The organism is Streptomyces xanthii, assembly GCF_014621695.1.
Lineage (GTDB): Bacteria > Actinomycetota > Actinomycetes > Streptomycetales > Streptomycetaceae > Streptomyces > Streptomyces xanthii.
Map to the genome: position 1 here is coordinate 1,779,530 of NZ_CP061281.1, position 17,734 is coordinate 1,797,263.

General features: G+C 72.1%; 14 protein-coding genes. 5 read left to right on the forward strand and 9 right to left on the reverse strand.

Annotated features, from left to right (window positions below; genetic code table 11):
* Window positions 1-164 precede the first annotated feature (164 nt).
* Window positions 165-1,694, forward strand: a complete 1,530-nt coding sequence (locus IAG42_RS08155) for a helix-turn-helix domain-containing protein (RefSeq protein WP_188336355.1) — start codon at window positions 165-167, stop codon at window positions 1,692-1,694.
* Between the two features lie 26 nt (window positions 1,695-1,720).
* On the opposite strand, the gene IAG42_RS08160 is transcribed toward IAG42_RS08155, so the two are convergent.
* A complete protein-coding gene (locus IAG42_RS08160) occupies window positions 1,721-2,839 on the reverse strand; it encodes a hypothetical protein (RefSeq protein WP_188336356.1) in 1,119 nt (372 codons plus the stop codon).
* A 241-nt stretch (window positions 2,840-3,080) separates the two neighbouring features.
* Between IAG42_RS08160 and IAG42_RS08165 the strand changes: the two genes are divergently transcribed.
* Window positions 3,081-3,524: a hypothetical protein gene (locus IAG42_RS08165; protein ID WP_188336357.1), complete on the forward strand. Its 444-nt coding sequence runs from the start codon at window positions 3,081-3,083 to the stop codon at window positions 3,522-3,524.
* Here the strand turns inward: IAG42_RS08165 and IAG42_RS08170 are convergent.
* From IAG42_RS08170 to IAG42_RS08180, 3 genes are all read right to left on the reverse strand, one after another.
* Entirely contained in the window at window positions 3,490-5,040 is a 1,551-nt protein-coding gene (locus IAG42_RS08170; RefSeq protein WP_188336358.1) for an MFS transporter, read from the reverse strand. The two genes, IAG42_RS08165 and IAG42_RS08170, sit on opposite strands and share 35 nt — an antisense overlap.
* Before the next feature lie 130 nt (window positions 5,041-5,170).
* Complete coding sequence (locus tag IAG42_RS08175) at window positions 5,171-5,584, reverse strand: RidA family protein (protein WP_188336359.1); 414 nt, start codon at window positions 5,582-5,584, stop codon at window positions 5,171-5,173.
* Window positions 5,581-6,714, reverse strand: coding sequence for an acyl-CoA dehydrogenase family protein (locus IAG42_RS08180; protein ID WP_188336360.1), 1,134 nt, complete (start codon window positions 6,712-6,714; stop codon window positions 5,581-5,583). The genes IAG42_RS08175 and IAG42_RS08180 overlap by 4 nt, the downstream gene beginning before the upstream one ends.
* Before the next feature lie 191 nt (window positions 6,715-6,905).
* Here IAG42_RS08180 and IAG42_RS08185 point away from each other — a divergent pair, with 191 nt between their 5' ends.
* Both IAG42_RS08185 and IAG42_RS08190 read left to right on the forward strand, forming a co-directional pair.
* Entirely contained in the window at window positions 6,906-8,594 is a 1,689-nt protein-coding gene (locus IAG42_RS08185) for an AMP-binding protein (protein ID WP_188336361.1), read from the forward strand.
* Between the two features lie 40 nt (window positions 8,595-8,634).
* Window positions 8,635-9,450: a PaaX family transcriptional regulator gene (locus tag IAG42_RS08190; RefSeq protein WP_223205907.1), complete on the forward strand. Its 816-nt coding sequence runs from the start codon at window positions 8,635-8,637 to the stop codon at window positions 9,448-9,450.
* Between the two features lie 289 nt (window positions 9,451-9,739).
* On the opposite strand, the gene IAG42_RS08195 is transcribed toward IAG42_RS08190, so the two are convergent.
* Entirely contained in the window at window positions 9,740-12,022 is a 2,283-nt protein-coding gene (locus IAG42_RS08195; RefSeq protein ID WP_223205908.1) for a bifunctional salicylyl-CoA 5-hydroxylase/oxidoreductase, read from the reverse strand.
* A gap of 8 nt (window positions 12,023-12,030) precedes the next feature.
* Complete coding sequence (locus IAG42_RS08200; protein WP_188336363.1) at window positions 12,031-12,861, reverse strand: enoyl-CoA hydratase family protein; 831 nt, start codon at window positions 12,859-12,861, stop codon at window positions 12,031-12,033.
* Window positions 12,862-13,262: 401 nt separating this feature from the next.
* Between IAG42_RS08200 and IAG42_RS08205 the strand changes: the two genes are divergently transcribed.
* On the forward strand, window positions 13,263-13,688 hold the full coding sequence (locus IAG42_RS08205; RefSeq protein WP_188341254.1) for an ATP-binding protein: 426 nt from the start codon (window positions 13,263-13,265) through the stop codon (window positions 13,686-13,688).
* A 15-nt stretch (window positions 13,689-13,703) separates the two neighbouring features.
* On the opposite strand, the gene IAG42_RS08210 is transcribed toward IAG42_RS08205, so the two are convergent.
* The 3 genes from IAG42_RS08210 to IAG42_RS08220 form a co-directional block, all read right to left on the reverse strand.
* The gene (locus IAG42_RS08210) at window positions 13,704-15,134 is read right to left on the reverse strand and encodes an amino acid permease (RefSeq protein WP_188336364.1); all 1,431 of its coding nucleotides are present in this window, start codon (window positions 15,132-15,134) and stop codon (window positions 13,704-13,706) included.
* A 176-nt stretch (window positions 15,135-15,310) separates the two neighbouring features.
* Window positions 15,311-16,318 carry an ornithine carbamoyltransferase gene (gene argF / locus IAG42_RS08215; RefSeq protein ID WP_188336365.1) on the reverse strand — a complete coding sequence of 336 codons (1,008 nt, stop codon included), beginning with the start codon at window positions 16,316-16,318 and terminating at the stop codon, window positions 15,311-15,313.
* 100 nt (window positions 16,319-16,418) lie between these two features.
* On the reverse strand, window positions 16,419-17,648 hold the full coding sequence (locus IAG42_RS08220) for an arginine deiminase (protein WP_188336366.1): 1,230 nt from the start codon (window positions 17,646-17,648) through the stop codon (window positions 16,419-16,421).
* Between the last annotated feature and the right edge of the window lie 86 nt (window positions 17,649-17,734).

Below are 17,734 nucleotides of genomic sequence, written 5' to 3' on the forward strand. Positions count from 1 at the left end.
TGGCGGGCGCGACACTCCATCAGATCCGCATATGACCGGAATCAACCACTTCCGCCACTAAGGTCACACCGGTCACGAGTGCGGTCGCTGAGCCTCCGTCAAGCCCCTTCACCCGAACGGGCCCCACGGAATGCGTCATCTCATATCTGAGATAACCTGCCGCTATGGCAGACGACTACCTCGTACGCATCGGCAAGCTCATCCGTGACGCCCGGCAGCACCGGGGCTGGACGCAGGCACAGTTGGCCGAGGCACTCGGAACCAGCCAGAGCGCAGTCAACCGCATCGAACGCGGCAACCAGAACATCAGCCTTGAGATGATCGCCCGCATCGGCGAGGCACTCGACAGCGAGATCGTGTCGCTCGGCTACTCCGGCCCGATGCACCTGCGGGTCGTCGGCGGCCGCCGCCTGTCCGGCGCCATCGACGTCAAGACGAGCAAGAACGCGTGCGTGGCGCTGCTCTGCGCCTCCCTCCTGAACAAGGGCCGCACGGTGCTGCGCCGCGTCGCCCGCATCGAGGAGGTCTACCGCCTGCTCGAGGTCCTCAACTCCATCGGTGTCCGCACCCGCTGGATCAACGACGGCGTCGACCTGGAGATCGTGCCGCCGGCCACGATCGACATGGGGTCGATCGACGCGGAGGCGGCCCGCCGCACCCGCTCGATCATCATGTTCCTCGGCCCGCTGCTGCACCGCCTGGACCACTTCAAGCTGCCGTACGCGGGCGGCTGCGACCTCGGCACCCGCACGATCGAGCCGCACATGATCGCGCTGCGCCGCTTCGGCCTCGACATCACGGCGACCGAGGGGCTCTACCACGCCGAGGTGCAGCCGGACGTGGCCCCGGACCGCCCGATCGTGCTGACCGAGCGCGGCGACACCGTGACGGAGAACGCGCTGCTCGCCGCGGCCCGCCACGACGGCACGACCGTCATCCGCAACGCCTCGTCCAACTACATGGTCCAGGACCTCTGCTTCTTCCTGGAGGCGCTCGGCGTCCGCGTCGACGGCATCGGCACGACCACGCTGACCGTGCACGGCGTCCCGCACATCGACGTCGACGTCGACTACTCCCCCTCCGAGGACCCGGTCGAGGCGATGAGCCTGCTGGCCGCGGCCGTCGTCACCGAGTCCGAACTCACCGTGCGCCGCGTGCCGATCGAGTTCCTGGAGATCGAGCTGGCCGTCCTGGAGGAGATGGGCCTCGACCACGACCGCTCCACGGAGTACGTCGCCGACAACGGCCGTACGCGCCTGGTCGACCTGACGGTCCGCCCCTCCAAGCTGGAGGCGCCGATCGACAAGATCCACCCGATGCCGTTCCCGGGCCTGAACATCGACAACGTCCCGTTCTTCGCGGCGATCGCGGCCGCCGCCCAGGGGCAGACCCTCATCCACGACTGGGTCTACGACAACCGCGCGATCTACCTCACCGACCTCAACCGCCTCGGCGGCCGCCTCCAGCTCCTCGACCCCCACCGCGTCCTGGTCGAGGGCCCGACCCGCTGGCGCGCCGCCGAGATGATGTGCCCGCCGGCCCTGCGCCCCGCGGTCGTCGTCCTCCTCGCCATGATGGCGGCGGACGGCACGTCGGTGCTGCGCAACGTGTATGTCATCAACCGGGGTTACGAGGATCTGGCGGAGCGGCTCAACTCGGTGGGGGCGCAGATCGAGATCTTCCGGGACATCTGAGGCCGTCGGTTCCGGCCGCGCCCGGGCTAGAACAGGCCGTGGCTCCGCCCGCGTTCCGCGCGGTGCTCGATCACCTCGCGGAACCACGGGTGGCGCGCGGCCGGCAGCCGGGCCGCGGTGCGCCGGAACATCCACCGGTCCACCCAGAAGTGCCCGCGCCCGCCCGGCGGGATCGGGTAGTCGCACCGTACGAGCGGGGGCAGTCCGCCCGAGACGGGTTCCGGCACCGGGCCGCGCGGCTGCGGGCGGACCAGAGTCAGCCACAGGTCGGCGGGCAGCGGCACCCGGTACGCGGAGTGGGCGGCACCGGGCGGGTCCCATGGTTCGCCGGTCTGCGGATGGACCGGGACGAGGAGCACGTCCGCGCCGTCGGCCGCCACGGGCAGCCCGGGGCCGGCCAGTACGGCGCGGCGCCGGGGCGGACCGTCGGGCAGCAGCGCGTCGAGGGCACGCTGGAAGACCTGCGCGGTGAGCCCGTCGGGCACCGTCAGCGGCTGCCCCTCGGAGGCCGCGACCAGGTGGGCCAGAGCCTGCCCCGCTGCGGCTTCCCATCGGGGGCTCCACGACCAGTAGTGGCCCGTTCCGTACCGTCCGCCGCCCCACGTCGCGATCGGCTCGAACGGCGCCGACGGCTGTACCTGGTCCACCACTTGCTCCCAGGCCAGCGGGTCTGCGGCGTCCCCGTCGGTGGGCATCCGGCGCACGGCGTCCGGCGCGAACCACACCGCCTGCCAGAGCGAGCAGTCGTCCACCCGGGTCGCGACGGGGGACGCGCAGGAGGCACACGCCATGTTGGGGCCGTCCCGTCCGTCCATGCCGCAGCAGGCTCCGTCGCTCTGCTCGGGGACCAGCCGGGTTCCGCGGACGTCACCAGGCGCGATGACGACCGCACCGGCCGGGGCGTCCGACAGCCGCGGCACCGGCAGAAACACACCGCGCCGCGCGGCCTCCCCCGGGGCGAGCTCGTCCCACGTCCGCCACGGCGGCCCCCACGGCTCCGGATCCACGGCGTACGTCCCCGCCTCCATCAGCACGGGCAGCTGGATGCCGTTCCCGTAACTGGCATGCGCGTGGGCCGGCAACGCGACCCGGAGGACATCCGTGGTGAGCCTGCCACCACACTCCGCACAGACGAATACGGCCAATACCCCTCCCCCTGAGAGAAACCCCCGCATCCTCGCACCGGCCCACCCACCGGACAATCGAATTCGGGAGCGGGGCGGCGGCTCGGGTGGTGCGGCCGCCGAAGGTGGAGCTGACGATGAGCCGTCAGCTCTTCAGGTCCCTGCCGCCACGTAGGCAGCGCCCTGGGGCGGAACCGTCCTTCCCCGCTTGTTCGTTGGCCACTGCGGAGAGGACGAAAGCCGGCGAGGGGCAGGGGACCGCATGACGCTGACGTACAACTTCCGGGCGCACCGGGGTGGGTTCGGGTTCGCTGCCGATCTCACGGGTGAGGTGGTGCCTCGGGATGTGGCGTCGCAGGGTGGCGGGCTGATCGTGCACGGGAAGGTCTCGCTCGCGCTGCCCGCCGTGCCTCTGTACTGGGAGGACTGTGCCTGGCTCGCTTTCGGGGCGGCGTTGCACGCCTCCGAGATGGTGGCGCTGCACCCGGACGGACTGGTTGTCGCGGTGCATGAACTGCGGTATCCGGGGGCCGACTACCGGTGCGAGGTCGCCGCTCTGGCGATGAGCGGGTTTCTGCGTGAGGCGCTCGGGCTCCGGGGCGCCGCGCCCTCGGTGTCGTTCGCGAAGGAGGGTGGCGGCGCCCCGGTGTTCGACTGGGGTGCGGGGTCGGTCAGCCCGCCCCCGGTGGTCCCGCGCCTCCCTTGAGGCGTTCGATGTCGGACGGCCGGACCTGGATGGCCGTGAGGGAGATGATCAGGGCCACGACCGCGAACGCGGCGGCCACGATGAAGCCGGCGGAAACACCCGCGGTGAGCACCTCGTCGCCCCAGGGCGAGGGCAGGCGGCCGGTCCGGGCGAACTGGGCCTTCTCCAGTGGGGTCGCCTGCGCGAGGAACGCGGGGACCTGGGTGTGGGCTTCGTTGTTGCTCGCCGTGCCGAAGACGGTGACGAGGATGGACAGGCCGAGCGAACCGCCCACCTGCTGGGTCGCGTTGAGCAGGCCGGACGCGGCGCCCACCTCCTGCGGCGCGACGTTCGACAGCGCCATCAGGGTCAGCGACACGAAGAGCAGGCCCATGCCGAGGCTGAACACCAGCATCGGGCCGAGGATGGAGCCGGCGTACGTCGAATGCACGTCGGTGAACGTCAGCCAGGACAGCCCGGCCGCCAGGAACAGCGAGCCGAACGCCATGAACGGTTTCGGCCCGTACTTGGGCAGCCCCTGCGAGGTGAACCCGGCCGCCACCGCGACCACCGCGCTGACCGGCAGGAACGCCAGGCCGGCCTGGAGCGGGCTGAAGTCGAGGACGCTCTGCACGAACAGGGTCAGGAAGAAGAACATCCCGAAGAGCGCCGCGGCGAGGCAGAGCATGATGCCGTACGTGCCCGCGCGGTTGCGGTCGGCGAACATGTGCAGCGGGGTGATGGGCTGCCGCGATCTGCGCTCGACCAGGATGAACACGATCAGCAGGACCACCGCGACGCCGAACGACGTGAGGGTCAGCGCGTCCCGCCAGCCCTCCTGCGCGGCACGGATGAAGCCGTAGACCAGCGCCACCATGCCGAGGGTGGACGTGAGTGCGCCCAGGAAGTCGAAGTGGCCGGGATGCCGCTCGGACTCCTTGACGTGCCGCGGGGTGAGGAAGGCGATGAGCAGGGCGATCGGCACATTGACGAAGAAGATCCAGCGCCAGTCGAGCCATTCGACGAGGATGCCGCCGGCGAGGAGGCCGATCGCGCCGCCGGCGGCCGAGACACCCGCGAACACACCGAAGGCCCGGTTGCGTTCGGGCCCTTCGTCGAAGTTCGTGGTGATCAGCGACAGCGAGGTCGGCGAGGCGATGGCGCCGCCGACCCCCTGCAAGGCGCGGGCGGCGAGCAGTTGCCACTCGGCCTGCGCGACGCCGCAGAGCAGCGAGGCGAGCCCGAACAGCAGAACGCCGAAGATGAAGACGCGGCGCCGCCCGAGGATGTCACCGGTGCGGCCCCCGAGCAGCAGCAGTCCGCCGAAGGTCAGCGTGTACGCGTTGACCACCCAGGACAGGTTCGTGGTCGAGAAGTCGAGCGCGTCCTGGATGTGCGGGAGCGCGATGTTCACGATCGTGATGTCGAGCACGACCATGAGCTGACAGGAGGCGATCACGAACAGGGTGATGGCCTTGCCGTCGCCCTTCGGTGGGGCGGCGGTCGCTGCTGGTGTCGCGGGCTCGGGATGTGTCATCGCGCATCGCCCTCGTGTGAGGACCCGTGGGCCGTTCAGCCCACCCCTCGAAAATAAGCCCGCACCCCGACAGCCACCAGTCGATCAAGGTCCCCCGAACGGCCTCGGATCTGCTCGGGACGGCGCCGTCTCAGGGCAGCATCGCCATCCCGTCGATCTCGACCAGCGCCTCCTCGTCCCAGAGGCGGACGACGCCGATGACGGCCATCGCCGGGTAGTCCCGGCCGGCCAGGTCGCGCCAGATGTGGCCCAGTTCGCGGGCGTGGGTGCGGTAGGCGGCCACGTCGGTCGTGTAGATGGTGACGCGGGCCAGGTCGGCGGGGGTGCCGCCGGTGGTGTGGAGGGCGGTGAGGAGGTTGGTGAGGGCCTGGGTGAACTGGGCGGGGAGGGTGTCGCCGACGATCTTGCCGTCCGTGTCCAGGGCCGTCTGGCCGGCGAGGAGGACCAGGCGGGTGCCGGTGGCGACGACCGCGTGGGAGAAGCCGGTGGGCGGGGAGAGGGTGGGCGGGTTGACGCGGTCGACGTGCGGCCGGGCATCCGTCATGGGCGGGCCTTTCGGAGAGGGGCGTACAACTCCTTGGCGATGATGGCCCGTTGGACCTCGGAGGCACCCTCGTAGATGCGGGGGGCGCGGACCTCGCGGTAGAGGTGTTCGAGGAGGTGGCCGCGGCGCAGGGCGCGGGCGCCGTGGAGCTGGACGGCCGTGTCGACGACGTGCTGGGCCGTGTCCGTGGCGAGCAGCTTGGCCATGGCGGCGGTGCGGGGGACGTCGGGCGAGCCCTCGTCGTAGGAGGCGGCGGCCGCGTAGACCATCAGGCGGGCCGATTCGACGCGCAGCGCCATGTCGGCGACCTGGTGGGCGACGGTCTGGAGGTCGGAGAGGGTGCCGCCGAAGGCCTGGCGGGAGGCCGTGTGGGCGAGCGTCGCGTCCAGGGCGGCCTGGGCCATGCCGACGGCGAAGGCGCCGACGCTGGGGCGGAAGAGGTTCAGGGTGCCCATCGCGACGCGGAATCCGGCGTCGACCTCGCCGAGCAGGTCGGCGCGGGTGACGGGGACGCCATCGAAGGCGAGGGCGCCGATCGGGTGCGGGGAGAGCATGTCGAGGGGTTCGCCGGTCAGGCCGGGGCGGTCGGCGGGGACGAGGAACGCGGTGACGCCGCGGGCGCCGGCTCCCTGGGTGGTGCGGGCGAAGACCGTGTAGAGGTCGGCCTCCGGGGCGTTCGAGATCCAGCACTTCTCGCCGGTCAGGCGCCAGGAGTCCGGGCCGTCCGGTTCGGCGGTGAGGGAGAGCGCGGCCGCGTCCGACCCGGCGCCGGGCTCGCTCAGCGCGAAGGCGGCGACGGCGCGGCCCGCCGTCACCTCGGGCAGCCAGCGCTCGCGCAGCTCCGCGCTGCCGTGGGCGTGCACGGGGTGGGCGCCGAGTCCCTGCAGGGCGAGGGCGGTCTCGGCCTCCGTGCAGACCCGGGCCAGGGACTCGCGCATCAGGCACAGGTCGAGCGCGCCGGAGGTGAAGAGGCGGTCCAGCAGACCCAGGCGGCCCAGTTCGGCGACGAGCGGGCGGTTGATGCGGCCCGGTTCGGCCTTCTCCGCGAGCGGGACGAGATGCCGCGCGGCCAGCTCGCGGATCTCGGCGCACCAGGCGACCTGTGACGGTTCGAGTGAGAATGACCCCATACGGCCTTGCTCCTCCCGGTCGAGCACCCTCGGCTTCCCGGGAACCGTATCGCGCCCCGTTGACTGTCGTCACCATCACGATACGCTCGATGTGCGACCAACCGACATCCGGCCATCAGCAGTCGCGTGAACGCGACGGCCCGGCGCGCCCATCCGGCGCGCGGGCCCATACGGCAAGGGGGCGCCCGGCGATGACCTCACCGTCCGCACCGCACGATCCGCAGTCCGGCCCGTCCACCGCTCCGCCCCCGCTGTCGCCCTCGGCGCACACGGACACGTTCGCCCGCGACCACCTGCCGGCGGCCGAGCTGTGGCCGGGGCTCGTCTTCGAACTGCCCGAGCTCCGGTACCCGCAGCGCGTGAACTGCGGGGCCGAACTGCTCGACGCGACGGTGGAGCGGTTCGGGGCGGACCGGCCGGCCTTCCACTCCCCCGGCGAACCGCCGTGGACGTACGGGGAGTTGAAGGCGACCGTAGACCGGATCGCGCACGTCCTGACCGACGACCTCGGTGTCGTCCCGGGCAACCGGGTGCTGCTGCGCGGCCCCACCACCCGTCATCTGGCGGCCTGTTGGCTCGCCGTGATGAAGGCGGGCGGGGTGGCCGTCACGGTGCTGGCGCAGCAGCGGTCCGCCGAGCTGGCCACGATGTGCGAGATCGCGCGGGTCGGCCACGCGCTGTGCGACGCCCGCGTGGTGGACGACCTGCTCAAGGCCGGGGTGCCGGGGCTGCGGATCGCGACGTTCGGCGGGGACGACCCCGACGACCTGCTGAGCCTGGCCGCCGGGAAGCCAGACACGTACGAGGCGGTGGAGACGGCGGCGGACGACGTCGCGCTCATCGCGTTCACGTCCGGGACGACGGGCCGGCCCAAGGGCTGCATGCACTTCCACCGGGACGTCCTCGCGATCGCGGACACGTTCTCGCGGCACGTGCTGCGGCCGATGCCCGACGACGTGTTCGCGGGAAGCCCGCCGCTCGGCTTCACCTTCGGACTCGGCGGCCTCGTGATCTTCCCGCTGCGGGCGGGCGCGAGCGCGCTGCTGCTCGAACAGGCGGGCCCGCGCCAGCTGTTGCCCGCGATCGCCGAGCACCGGGTGTCCGTGCTGTTCACCGCCCCGACCGCGTACCGCGCGATGCTCGCCGAGAGGTCCGACGGCGCCTTTGACGTCTCCTCGCTGCGGCGCTGCGTCTCCGCCGGGGAGAACCTCCCGGCGGCCACGTGGGAGGCCTGGCACGAGGCGACCGGGCTGCGGATCATCAACGGGATCGGCGCCACCGAACTCCTGCACATCTTCATCTCGGCGGCCGACGAGGCGATCCGGCCCGGCACCACGGGCCTGCCCGTGCCCGGCTGGCAGGCCCGGATCGTCGACGAGTCGGGTGCCGAACTCCCGGACGGCGAGCCCGGCTTGCTCGCCGTGCGCGGTCCGGTCGGCTGCCGCTATCTCGCCGACGAACGGCAGACCACGTACGTACGGCACGGGTGGAACGTCACCGGGGACACCTATGTCCGCGAGCCCGACGGCTACTTCCGCTATCTCGCCCGCGCCGACGACATGATCATCTCGGCGGGGTACAACATCCCGGGCCCCGAGGTCGAGGACGCGCTGCTCAAACATCCCGACGTCACGGAGGTGGCGGTCGTGGCGCGGCCCGACGAGGCGCGCGGACAGATCGCCGTCGCGCACGTCGTGCTGCGGCCGGGCGCGCGCCGGGATCCGGAGGCGCTGCGCGAATTCGTGAAGGCGGAACTGGTGCCGTACAAGTGCCCGCGCGTCATCGAGTTCCTGGACGCGCTGCCGCGTACGGCGACGGGGAAGCTGCAGCGGTTCCGGCTGCGGGAGCCGGGCGGCGGGGCGGCCCCGGCCGCGGGGTGATCCCGGGGTGCGCGCGCAGGGCGGACCGTACAGTGATCACGTGTCCGAGCAGCCCATCCACACCCCCCGGTCCCTGATCGTCACGCTCTACGGAGCGCACGGGCGGGACTTTCCCGGGCCCGTGCCCGTCGCCGAACTGATCCGGCTGCTCGGCGCGGCCGGGGTCGACGCGCCGTCGGTCCGCTCGGCGGTCTCCCGGCTCAAGCGGCGCGGGCTCCTTGTGCCAGCCCGCACCGAGGCCGGCGCCGCCGCGTACGCCCTGTCCGGCGACGCCCGCCAGCTCCTCGACGACGGCGACCGGCGGGTCTACGGGGCGCCGGCCGCGGGCGAGGGCTGGGTCCTGGCGGTGTTCTCCGTGCCGGAGTCCGAGCGGGCGCGGCGGCACGTGCTGCGGTCGACGCTCAGCGGGCTGGGGTTCGGCACGGCGGCGCCCGGCGTGTGGCTGGCCCCCGCCGGGCTGTACGACGAGACCCGGCACACGCTCGAACGGATCGGCTGCGCCGGGTACGTCGACCTGTTCCGGGGCGAACATCTGGGGTTCGCGGCGACGGCCGAGGCGGTGGCCCGCTGGTGGGACCTGCCGGCCCTCGCGAAGCTGTACGAGGCGTTCCTGGACGAGCACGAAGGGGTGCTGCGGGCCTGGGAGGGGCGGCCCGTCGCCGACCCGCGCCTCGCCTACCGGGATCATCTGCTGGCCGTGGACTCCTGGCGGCATCTTCCCTACGCGGATCCCGGGCTGCCGCGGGAACTGTTGCCGGTGGACTGGCCCGGGGTCCGGGCGTTCGAGGTCTTCCGGGCGCTGGACGGGCTCCTACGGGGTGCGGCGGCGGGATACGTGCGCGCCGCGGGGGGCTAGGCCTCGCCCGCGCCGCGGAGGGTTACGCGTCGTCGCGGGCCACCGGCCGGTGGGGGCGGGACCCGACCACTCGCCGTGGTCCCACCGGCCGCGTGTCGACCACCGGCCGGTGGGGGCTGGTCGCGCAGTTCCCCGCGCCCCTGAAATGCAGACGCTTCGCGTCGCATTTCCCCGACGGGGCGCCGCCCCGATGGAGATCGCGCACGAAGTGCGCATCTCCAGGGGCGCGGGGAACTGCGCGACCAGCCCCCACCGGAGCCGCGGACGAACGACCGCCCGCGACGGAGCGTCAGCTGGGCAGGACCAGACGGGGCTTGGGCGCGTCCAGGCGGCCCGTCTGGGGGCGCCGGCTACCGGCACGGTACGGGGCGGGCCACACCGCGCCGGGCCCCGCATACCCCTGCTCCGCGGCAGCGTGCAGCGTCCAGTGCGGGTCGTACAGATGCGGCCGCCCCAGCGCGCACAGATCCGTCCGCCCCGCGAGGACCAGCGAGTTCACGTCGTCCCAGGAGGAGATCGCCCCGACGGCGATGACGGGAACGCCCGCCTCGTTGCGGATGCGGTCCGCGTAGGGCACCTGGTAGGAGCGCCCGTACGCGGGGCGTTCCTCCGCGACGACCTGCCCCGTGGAGACGTCGATCGCGTCGGCCCCGTGCGCGGCGAAGGCCCGCGCGACGGCGACGGCGTCGTCCCCGTCGAGTCCCCCTTCGGCCCAGTCCGTCGCGGAGATCCGGACGGTCATGGGCCGGTCCTCGGGCCAGACCTCGCGCACCGCGTCGAAGACCTCCAGCGGGAACTTCAGCCGGGCCTCCGGGGAACCTCCGTAGGCGTCCGTGCGCCGGTTCGTGAGCGGCGACAGGAAGCTCGACAGCAGGTAGCCGTGGGCGCAGTGGAGTTCGAGGAGGTCGAATCCGGCACGGGCCGCGCGCCGGGCGGCGGCGGTGAACTCCTGACGGATCGCGGCGAGTTCGGGGAGGGACAGTTCGCGCGGGAGCTGGTTGTCCGGCTTGTAGCGCAGGGCGGAGGGGGCCACCACGGGCCAGTTGGCGTCCGGGTCGGGCAGGGGCTCGTCCATGCCCTCCCACATGAGGCGGGTGGAGCCCTTGCGTCCGGAGTGGCCGAGCTGGAGGCCGATCCCGGTGCCGGGCGACTGCGCGTGCACGAAGTCGGCGATCCGGGTCCAGGCGGCGGCCTGTTCGTCGGTGTAGAGGCCCGCGCAGCCGGGGGTGATGCGGCCCTCGGGGCTGACGCACACCATCTCCGTCATGACGAGCCCCGCGCCGCCGAGCGCCCGCGCGCCGAGGTGGACGAGGTGGAAGTCGCCGGGGACGCCGTCGACCGCCGAGTACATGTCCATGGGCGAGACGACGACCCGGTTGCGCAGTGCGAGGCCGCGCAGCCGGAAGGGGGTGAACATCGGGGGCGTGCCCTCGGGGCAGCCGAACTCGCGCTCGACGGACTCGGTGAAGCCGGGGTCGCGCAGCCGCAGGTTGTCGTGCGTGACGCGGCGGCTGCGGGTGAGCAGGTTGAAGGCGAACTGGCGCGGCGGCTGGTCGAGATAGCGGCCGAGCTCCTCGAACCAGGCGAGGCTGGCCCGCGCCGCACGCTGCGTGGAGGCGACGACGGGCCGCCGCTCGGCCTCGTACTCCTTCAGGGCCGCCTCGGTCGTGGGGTGTTCGTGGAGGCAGGCGGCGAGGGCGAGCGCGTCCTCGACGGCGAGCTTGGTGCCGGAGCCGATGGAGAAGTGCGCGGTGTGCGCGGCGTCGCCGATGAGGACGACGTTGCCGTGCGACCACCGGTCGTTGACGACGGTGCGGAAGGTGAGCCAGGCGGAGTTGTTGGAGGTCAGGCCGCGGCCGCCGAGCGCGTCCGCGAAGATCTTGGCGCAGGTGTCGATGGAATCGCGTACGTCGGCGTCCGCGAACCCGGCGGCTCGCCACACCTCCTCGCGCATCTCGACGATGACGGTGGAGCGCTCCGCGTCGAAGGGGTAGCCGTGCAGCTGCATGACGCCGTGCCCGGTCTCCGCGATCTCGAAGCGGAAGGCGTCGAAGGCGAAGTCGGCGGCGAGCCAGATGTAGCGGTTGCGGTGCTCCTCGATGTGCGGTCCGAACGCGTCGGCGTGGGCGGCGCGGGTGCGGCTGTTCACCCCGTCGGCGGCGACGACCAGGTCGTACGAGGCGCTGAGCTCGGCGGCCGGGGGCGCCTCGGTGCGGAAGCGGAGGTCGACGCCGAGCCCGCGGCAGCGGCTCTGCAGGATCTCCAGGAGGCGGCGCCGGCCGAGTGCGGCGAAGCCGTGGCCGCCGGACGTGTGCCGGAGGCCGCGGTGCACGATGTCGATGTCGTCCCAGCGCACGAACTCGTCCTGGAGCGCCGCGTACACGGCGGGGTCGGCGTGCTCGATGCCGCCGAGGGTCTCGTCGGACAGGACGACACCGAAGCCGAAGGTGTCGTCCGGTGCGTTGCGCTCCCAGACCGTGATCTCACGGCCGGGGTCGAGGCGCTTGAGGAGGGCGGCCGCGTACAGGCCGCCGGGGCCGCCGCCGATCACGGCGATGCGCTGAGCGGGCACGGCCGCGCTCACCTCCCCTGCCACTTCGGGGGGCGCTTCTCGGTGAAGGACGCGTGGAACTCGGCGTAGTCCTCGCCGTTCATCAGCAGCGCCTGCGTCGCGGCGTCCAGCTCGACGGACGCCGCGAGCGGCATGTCGAGCTCGGAGGTGAGCAGTGCCTTGGTCTGCGCGTACGCGAGCGCGGGGCCCTCGGCGAGGCGCTGGGCGAGGGCCTGGGCGGCCGTGTCGGCGTCGCCCTCCTCGGTGAGCTGGCTGATCAGGCCGATCCGCTCGGCCTCGGGGGCGCGCACGAGGTCGCCGAGCATGAGCAGCCGGGTGGCGTGGCCGAGGCCGACGACGCGGGGCAGCAGGTAGGCGGCGCCCATGTCGCCGCCGGACAGTCCGACCTTCGTGAACAGGAAGGCGAAGCGGGTGCTGGGGTCGGCGACGCGGAAGTCGGCGGCGAGCGCGAGGACGGCTCCGGCGCCCGCGGCGACCCCGTGCAGGGCGGCGACCACGGGGAACGGGGCCTCGCGCAGGGCGCGCACGACCTGGCCCGTCATCCGGTTGAAGTCCAAGAGCTGGGCGGTGTCCATGCCGAGCGTGGCGCCGATGATCTCGTCGACGTCGCCGCCGGAGCAGAATCCGCGGCCCTCTCCGGCCAGGACGAGGACGCGTACGGACTTCTCGCGGGACAGCTCGGCGAGCAGGTCGCGCAGGTCGGCGTAGGCGCCGAAGGTGAGCGCGTTGAGCTTCTCGGGCCGGGCGAGGGTGACCGTGGCGACGCCGTGCGCGTCCACGGCGTAGTCCAGGTGGCGCCACTTCTCGGTGCGGGGGGCGGATCCGGTGAAGGGACTCATGCGCGTGCGGCCTCCTACGGCGGGGTTCCCGGCGGCTCCTCCCCTCGAAGTTATCACCGCTTCGTGACTGCCGTCACGAGTGCGCGATAGAACGGCGGGGTGCTGGGCATGATGAGAGTGCCGGGCCCCGCACCGCACGGGCGACGGCCCGGGGACGAAGGGCCCGGGAGACCGCCGCCAGGAGACCCTGGCGCACACGCCGTACCATTCATACGGTCGAAAGCAGGACAGTCACCCCGAGCCGCCCGGCAGCTCGGCCGCCGGACCGGTGGAGCAGCCGCCGAACCGGCAGAGACGAGCCGACCGAGAGAACGAGCCGCCCGCCCCGCAGACCCCAGCCCGAGTCGCCAGCCCCGAGACCCCCGCCCTCAGGACCCGCCTTGCCCAGTCCCTCCACCCCCATGTCGTGGCGTATCGCCCTGCCGCACACGGCTGCCGCCGTGCCGGTCGCGCGCGCCCTCGTCCGTACCGCCCTGGGGGACATCGAGCCGCCGGGCGCCGACACGGACACCGCCGAGCTGCTGACGGCGGAGCTGGTGGCGAACGCGGTGGAGCACACCACGGGGGACGCGCCGATCGAGCTGGTCGTGGAGCTCCTGGAGACCGGCTGTCAGGTGGAGGTGCACGATCCGGACCCGGCGCCGCCCTCGGACCTCACGAACCCGGACGACGCCGAGGAGCCGGACCCCTGGCAGGAGCACGGGCGGGGCCTGCTGCTGATCCGGACGCTGTCGGCCTCGTGCGGGCACCGCCCCACCGATTCCGGCAAGGCGGTGTGGTTCACGCTCCCCGCGGTGCCGCGCCAGCGCCCCGCCTCCGAGGACTAGCGCCTTTCTTTCGAATCAGGCTGCCTGTGCCTGTGCGGCCCCGAGCCGGGAGTTGCGGCGCCCGTAGAACGCGTAGACGAGCGCGCCGACGACGAGGAACACGGCGAACTGGACCCACGTCGTCCAGCCCGTCCCCCAGATCAGGTACATGCAGAAGCCGACGCCCAGGACCGGGCTGAGCGGGTACAGCGGCACCCGGAACGAGCGCTTCAGGTCGGGGCGCGAGCGGCGCAGCGCGACGACCGCGATGTTGACGACGACCATGGTGGCGAGGGTGCCGATGGTCGTGAGGTTCACGACGACGTCGAGCGAGGAGAACGCGGCCGGCACCGCGAAGACCGACGCCACGATCAGCGTGCCGCGCACCGGCGTGGAGGTCTTCGGCGAGACGCGCTCGAACACGCGCGGGATCAGCCCGTCGCGGGACATCGACATCAGGATGCGGGTCTGCCCGTACATCACGGCGAGGACGACGGACGCGATGGCGACGACCGCGCCGAAGGCGACGATGCCGCCGCCGACCGTGGAGTCGGTGACCTGGTCGACGACGAGGGAGAGCGCGGCGGGCTTGTCGCCGACGGCGTCGGCGCCGAGCGCGCCGATGGCCGCGACGGCGACCGCGCAGTACAGCAGCGTGACGAGCCCGATGCAGATCATGATCGCGAGCGGGATGTTCCGCCGCGGGTTCTTGACCTCCTCACCGGCGGTGGTGACGGCGTCGAAGCCGATGTACGAGAAGAAGGCCAGCGAAGCGCCCGAGGTGATGCCGCCGGCGCCCTCCTTCAGGAACGGCGTGAGGTTGCCTTCCTGGAAGGCGCTGAAGGCGATCGCGCAGAAGGCCAGCAGGATGCCGATCTTGAGGACGGCCATGAAGGCCGTGGCGCGGGCGCTCTCGCGGATGCCGCGCACGAGGAGAGCGGCCGCCATCGCCATGACGACGACGGCGGGCAGGTTGATCACGCCGCCGTCGGCGGGTCCCGCGGACAGCGCGGTGGGCAGCTGGACGCCGAACACGCTGTCGAGCAGTTCGTTGAGGTACTGGCTCCAGCCGACGGCGACGGCCGACACGGAGATGCCGTACTCCAGGAGCAGGCACCAGCCGACGAGGAACGCGACGCGCTCGCCGAGGGCGGCGTAGGCGAAGGAGTACGAGGAGCCGGAGACGGGGATCGCGCCGCCCAGCTCGGCGAAGGAGAACGCCGTGAAGACGCAGGTGATCGCGGCGAGGACGAAGGAGACGATCACGGCGGGTCCGGCCTCGGCGACCGTGTCGGACAGGCCGACGAAGATGCCGGTGCCGACGATCGCGCCGACGCCGAAGCACACGAGCTGGAACAGCCCCATGGTGCGCTTGAGGCCGTGGCCTTCCAGGTCGGCGCCCGATTCGGCGATGAGGGTCTCGGGCGACTTGATGCGCGGGCCGGTGGGGGTCGGCGACGGCGGCATGGGGTGGTGCTCTTTTCTGGTGGTGCGGGCGCGGCGGGGTGGGCCGCATGCCGGTGGGGCCGGAGAGGTGGTCCGGCCCCATCAGTGTGAACGGGTGCTGGTGTTCTACGGGGGTTCGGGCTGCCGTACGAAGGTGCGGGCTGTCCTGCCCGGGGGCGCGGGCGCTCCCGGTGGGCTCAGGCGCCCGGGGTGCGGCCGAGGGTGGCGACCATGACGGCCTTGATGGTGTGCATCCGGTTCTCCGCCTCGTCGAAGACGACGGAGTGCTCGGACTCGAAGACCTCGTCGGTGACCTCGAGGGACTCCAGGCCGTACTTCTCGTGGATCTCGCGCCCGACCTTGGTGCCGAGGTCGTGGAAGGCGGGGAGACAGTGCAGGAACTTCACGTCGGCGGTCCCCGTGGCGCGCAGGACGTCCATCGTGACGGCGTACGGGGTGAGGGCCTTGATGCGCTCGTCCCAGATCTCCGCGGGCTCGCCCATCGACACCCACACGTCGGTGACGACGAAGTCGGCGCCGAGTACGCCCTCCTCGACCGTCTCGGTGAGGGTGATCCGCGCGCCGCTGGCCGCCGCGAGCTCACGGGCCTTCGCGACGATCTCCTCGGCCGGCCAGTAGGCCTTCGGCGCGACGATCCGCACGTCCATGCCGAGGAGGGCGCCGGTGACCAGGTACGAGTTCCCCATGTTGAACCGGGCGTCGCCCAGGTACGCGAAGGCGATGTCCGTGAGCGGCTTGGCGCTGTGCTCGGTCATGGTGAGCACGTCGGCGAGCATCTGGGTGGGGTGCCAGTCGTCCGTCAGGCCGTTGTAGACCGGCACGCCCGCGTGGGCCGCGAGCGTCTCGACGGTCTCCTGGGCGTCGCCCCGGAACTCGATCGCGTCGAACATCCGGCCGAGGACCCGCGCAGTGTCCTTGCTCGACTCCTTCTTGCCGATGTGGGAGCCGCTCGGGTCGATGTACGTCGTCGAGGCGCCCTGGTCGGCGGCCGCCACCTCGAAGGAGCAGCGGGTGCGGGTGGAGGGCTTCTCGAAGATCAGGGCGATGTTCCTGCCCTTGAGGTACTGGATCTCCGTCCCCGCCTTCTTGGCGGCCTTGAGCTCGGCGGCCAGCTCCACCAGACCGCGGAACTCCTCGGCGGTGAAGTCCAGCTCCTTGAGGAAGTGGCGGCCGGTGAGATTCATGGGGGTGCTCCTGGCAGGCTGAGGGACGGCATCACAACACTGGAAGTCTATACGATGTTCCACATTTATATACAGCGCCCCGGTCCTGGTGCGGCCGCCGTCAGCCGGACACCGGGTCCCGCTCCACCGGGCAGCTCATGCAGCGCGGGCCGCCCCGCCCGCGGCCGAGCTCGCTGCCGGGGATCTCGATCACCTCGACGCCCTGCTTGCGCAGGAAGGTGTTCGTGGTCGCGTTCCGCTCGTACGCGACGACGACGCCGGGCTCGACGGCCAGCACGTTGCACCCGTCGTCCCACTGCTCGCGCTCGGCGGCGTGCACGTCCTGGGTCGCCGTGAGCACCCGGATCTCGTTCAGCCCGAGCGCGGCGGCGATCGCCCGGTGCATGTGCTCCGGCGGATGGTCGGTGACCTTCAGCTCCCGCGCCGAGGTGCCCGGTTCGATCGTGTAGGAGCGCAGCATGCCGAGCCCCGCGTACTGCGTGAACGTGTCGCCGTCGACCATCGTCATGACCGTGTCCAGGTGCATGAACGCCCGCCGCTTGGGCATGTCGAGCGCCACGATGGTGCGGGCCGAACCGGCCTCGAACAGCTTGTGCGCGAGCATCTCCACGGCCTGCGGGGTCGTGCGCTCGCTCATGCCGATGAGGACGGCGCCCTCGCCGATGACGAGGACGTCGCCGCCCTCGATCGTCGACGGGTAGTCGGCCTGCCCCTGCGACCACAGCCGGAAGTCCTCGTCCCGGAAGAGCGGGTGGTGGCGGTAGATCGCCTCGAAGTGGACCGTCTCGCGCTGCCGTGCGGGCAGCCGCATCGCGTTGATGGACACCCCGTCGTAGATCCACGCGGAGGTGTCGCGGGTGAACAGGTGGTTGGGCAGTGGCCGGAGCAGGAAGTCGTCCAGCTCCATCGCGTGGAAGCGCACGGAGGTCGGCTCCGGGTGCGCCTCGAGGAACTCGCGCTTGGTCATGCCGCCGATCAGCGCGGTCGCCAGCTCCTGCTCCGGCAGCGTCTCGAAGGCGGCCCGCAGATGGTCGGTGGCCAGCGGCCCGTACTCCTTCTCGTCGAAGACGCGGTCCAGGACGAGGGCGCGGGCGGGGGCGACGCCCAGCGTCTCGGTGAGCAGGTCACCGAAGAGGTGCACGGTGACACCGCGGTCGCGCAGCACGTCGGCGAAGCCGTCGTGTTCCTGACGTGCCCTGCGTACCCAGAGCACGTCGTCGAAGAGCAGCTGGTCCTTGTTGCTCGGCGTCAGGCGCTTCAGCTCCAGATCGGGCCGGTGCAAGATGACGCGGCGCAGCCGCCCGGCCTCGGAGTCGACGTGGAATCCCATGGGGTCATCTTTCCCCCGCGGGGGCCGCTCGCGCGCGGGTTGTGGACGCTCGGTTCCGGTGGGGCACGGCCGCACAGCGGCCGCGC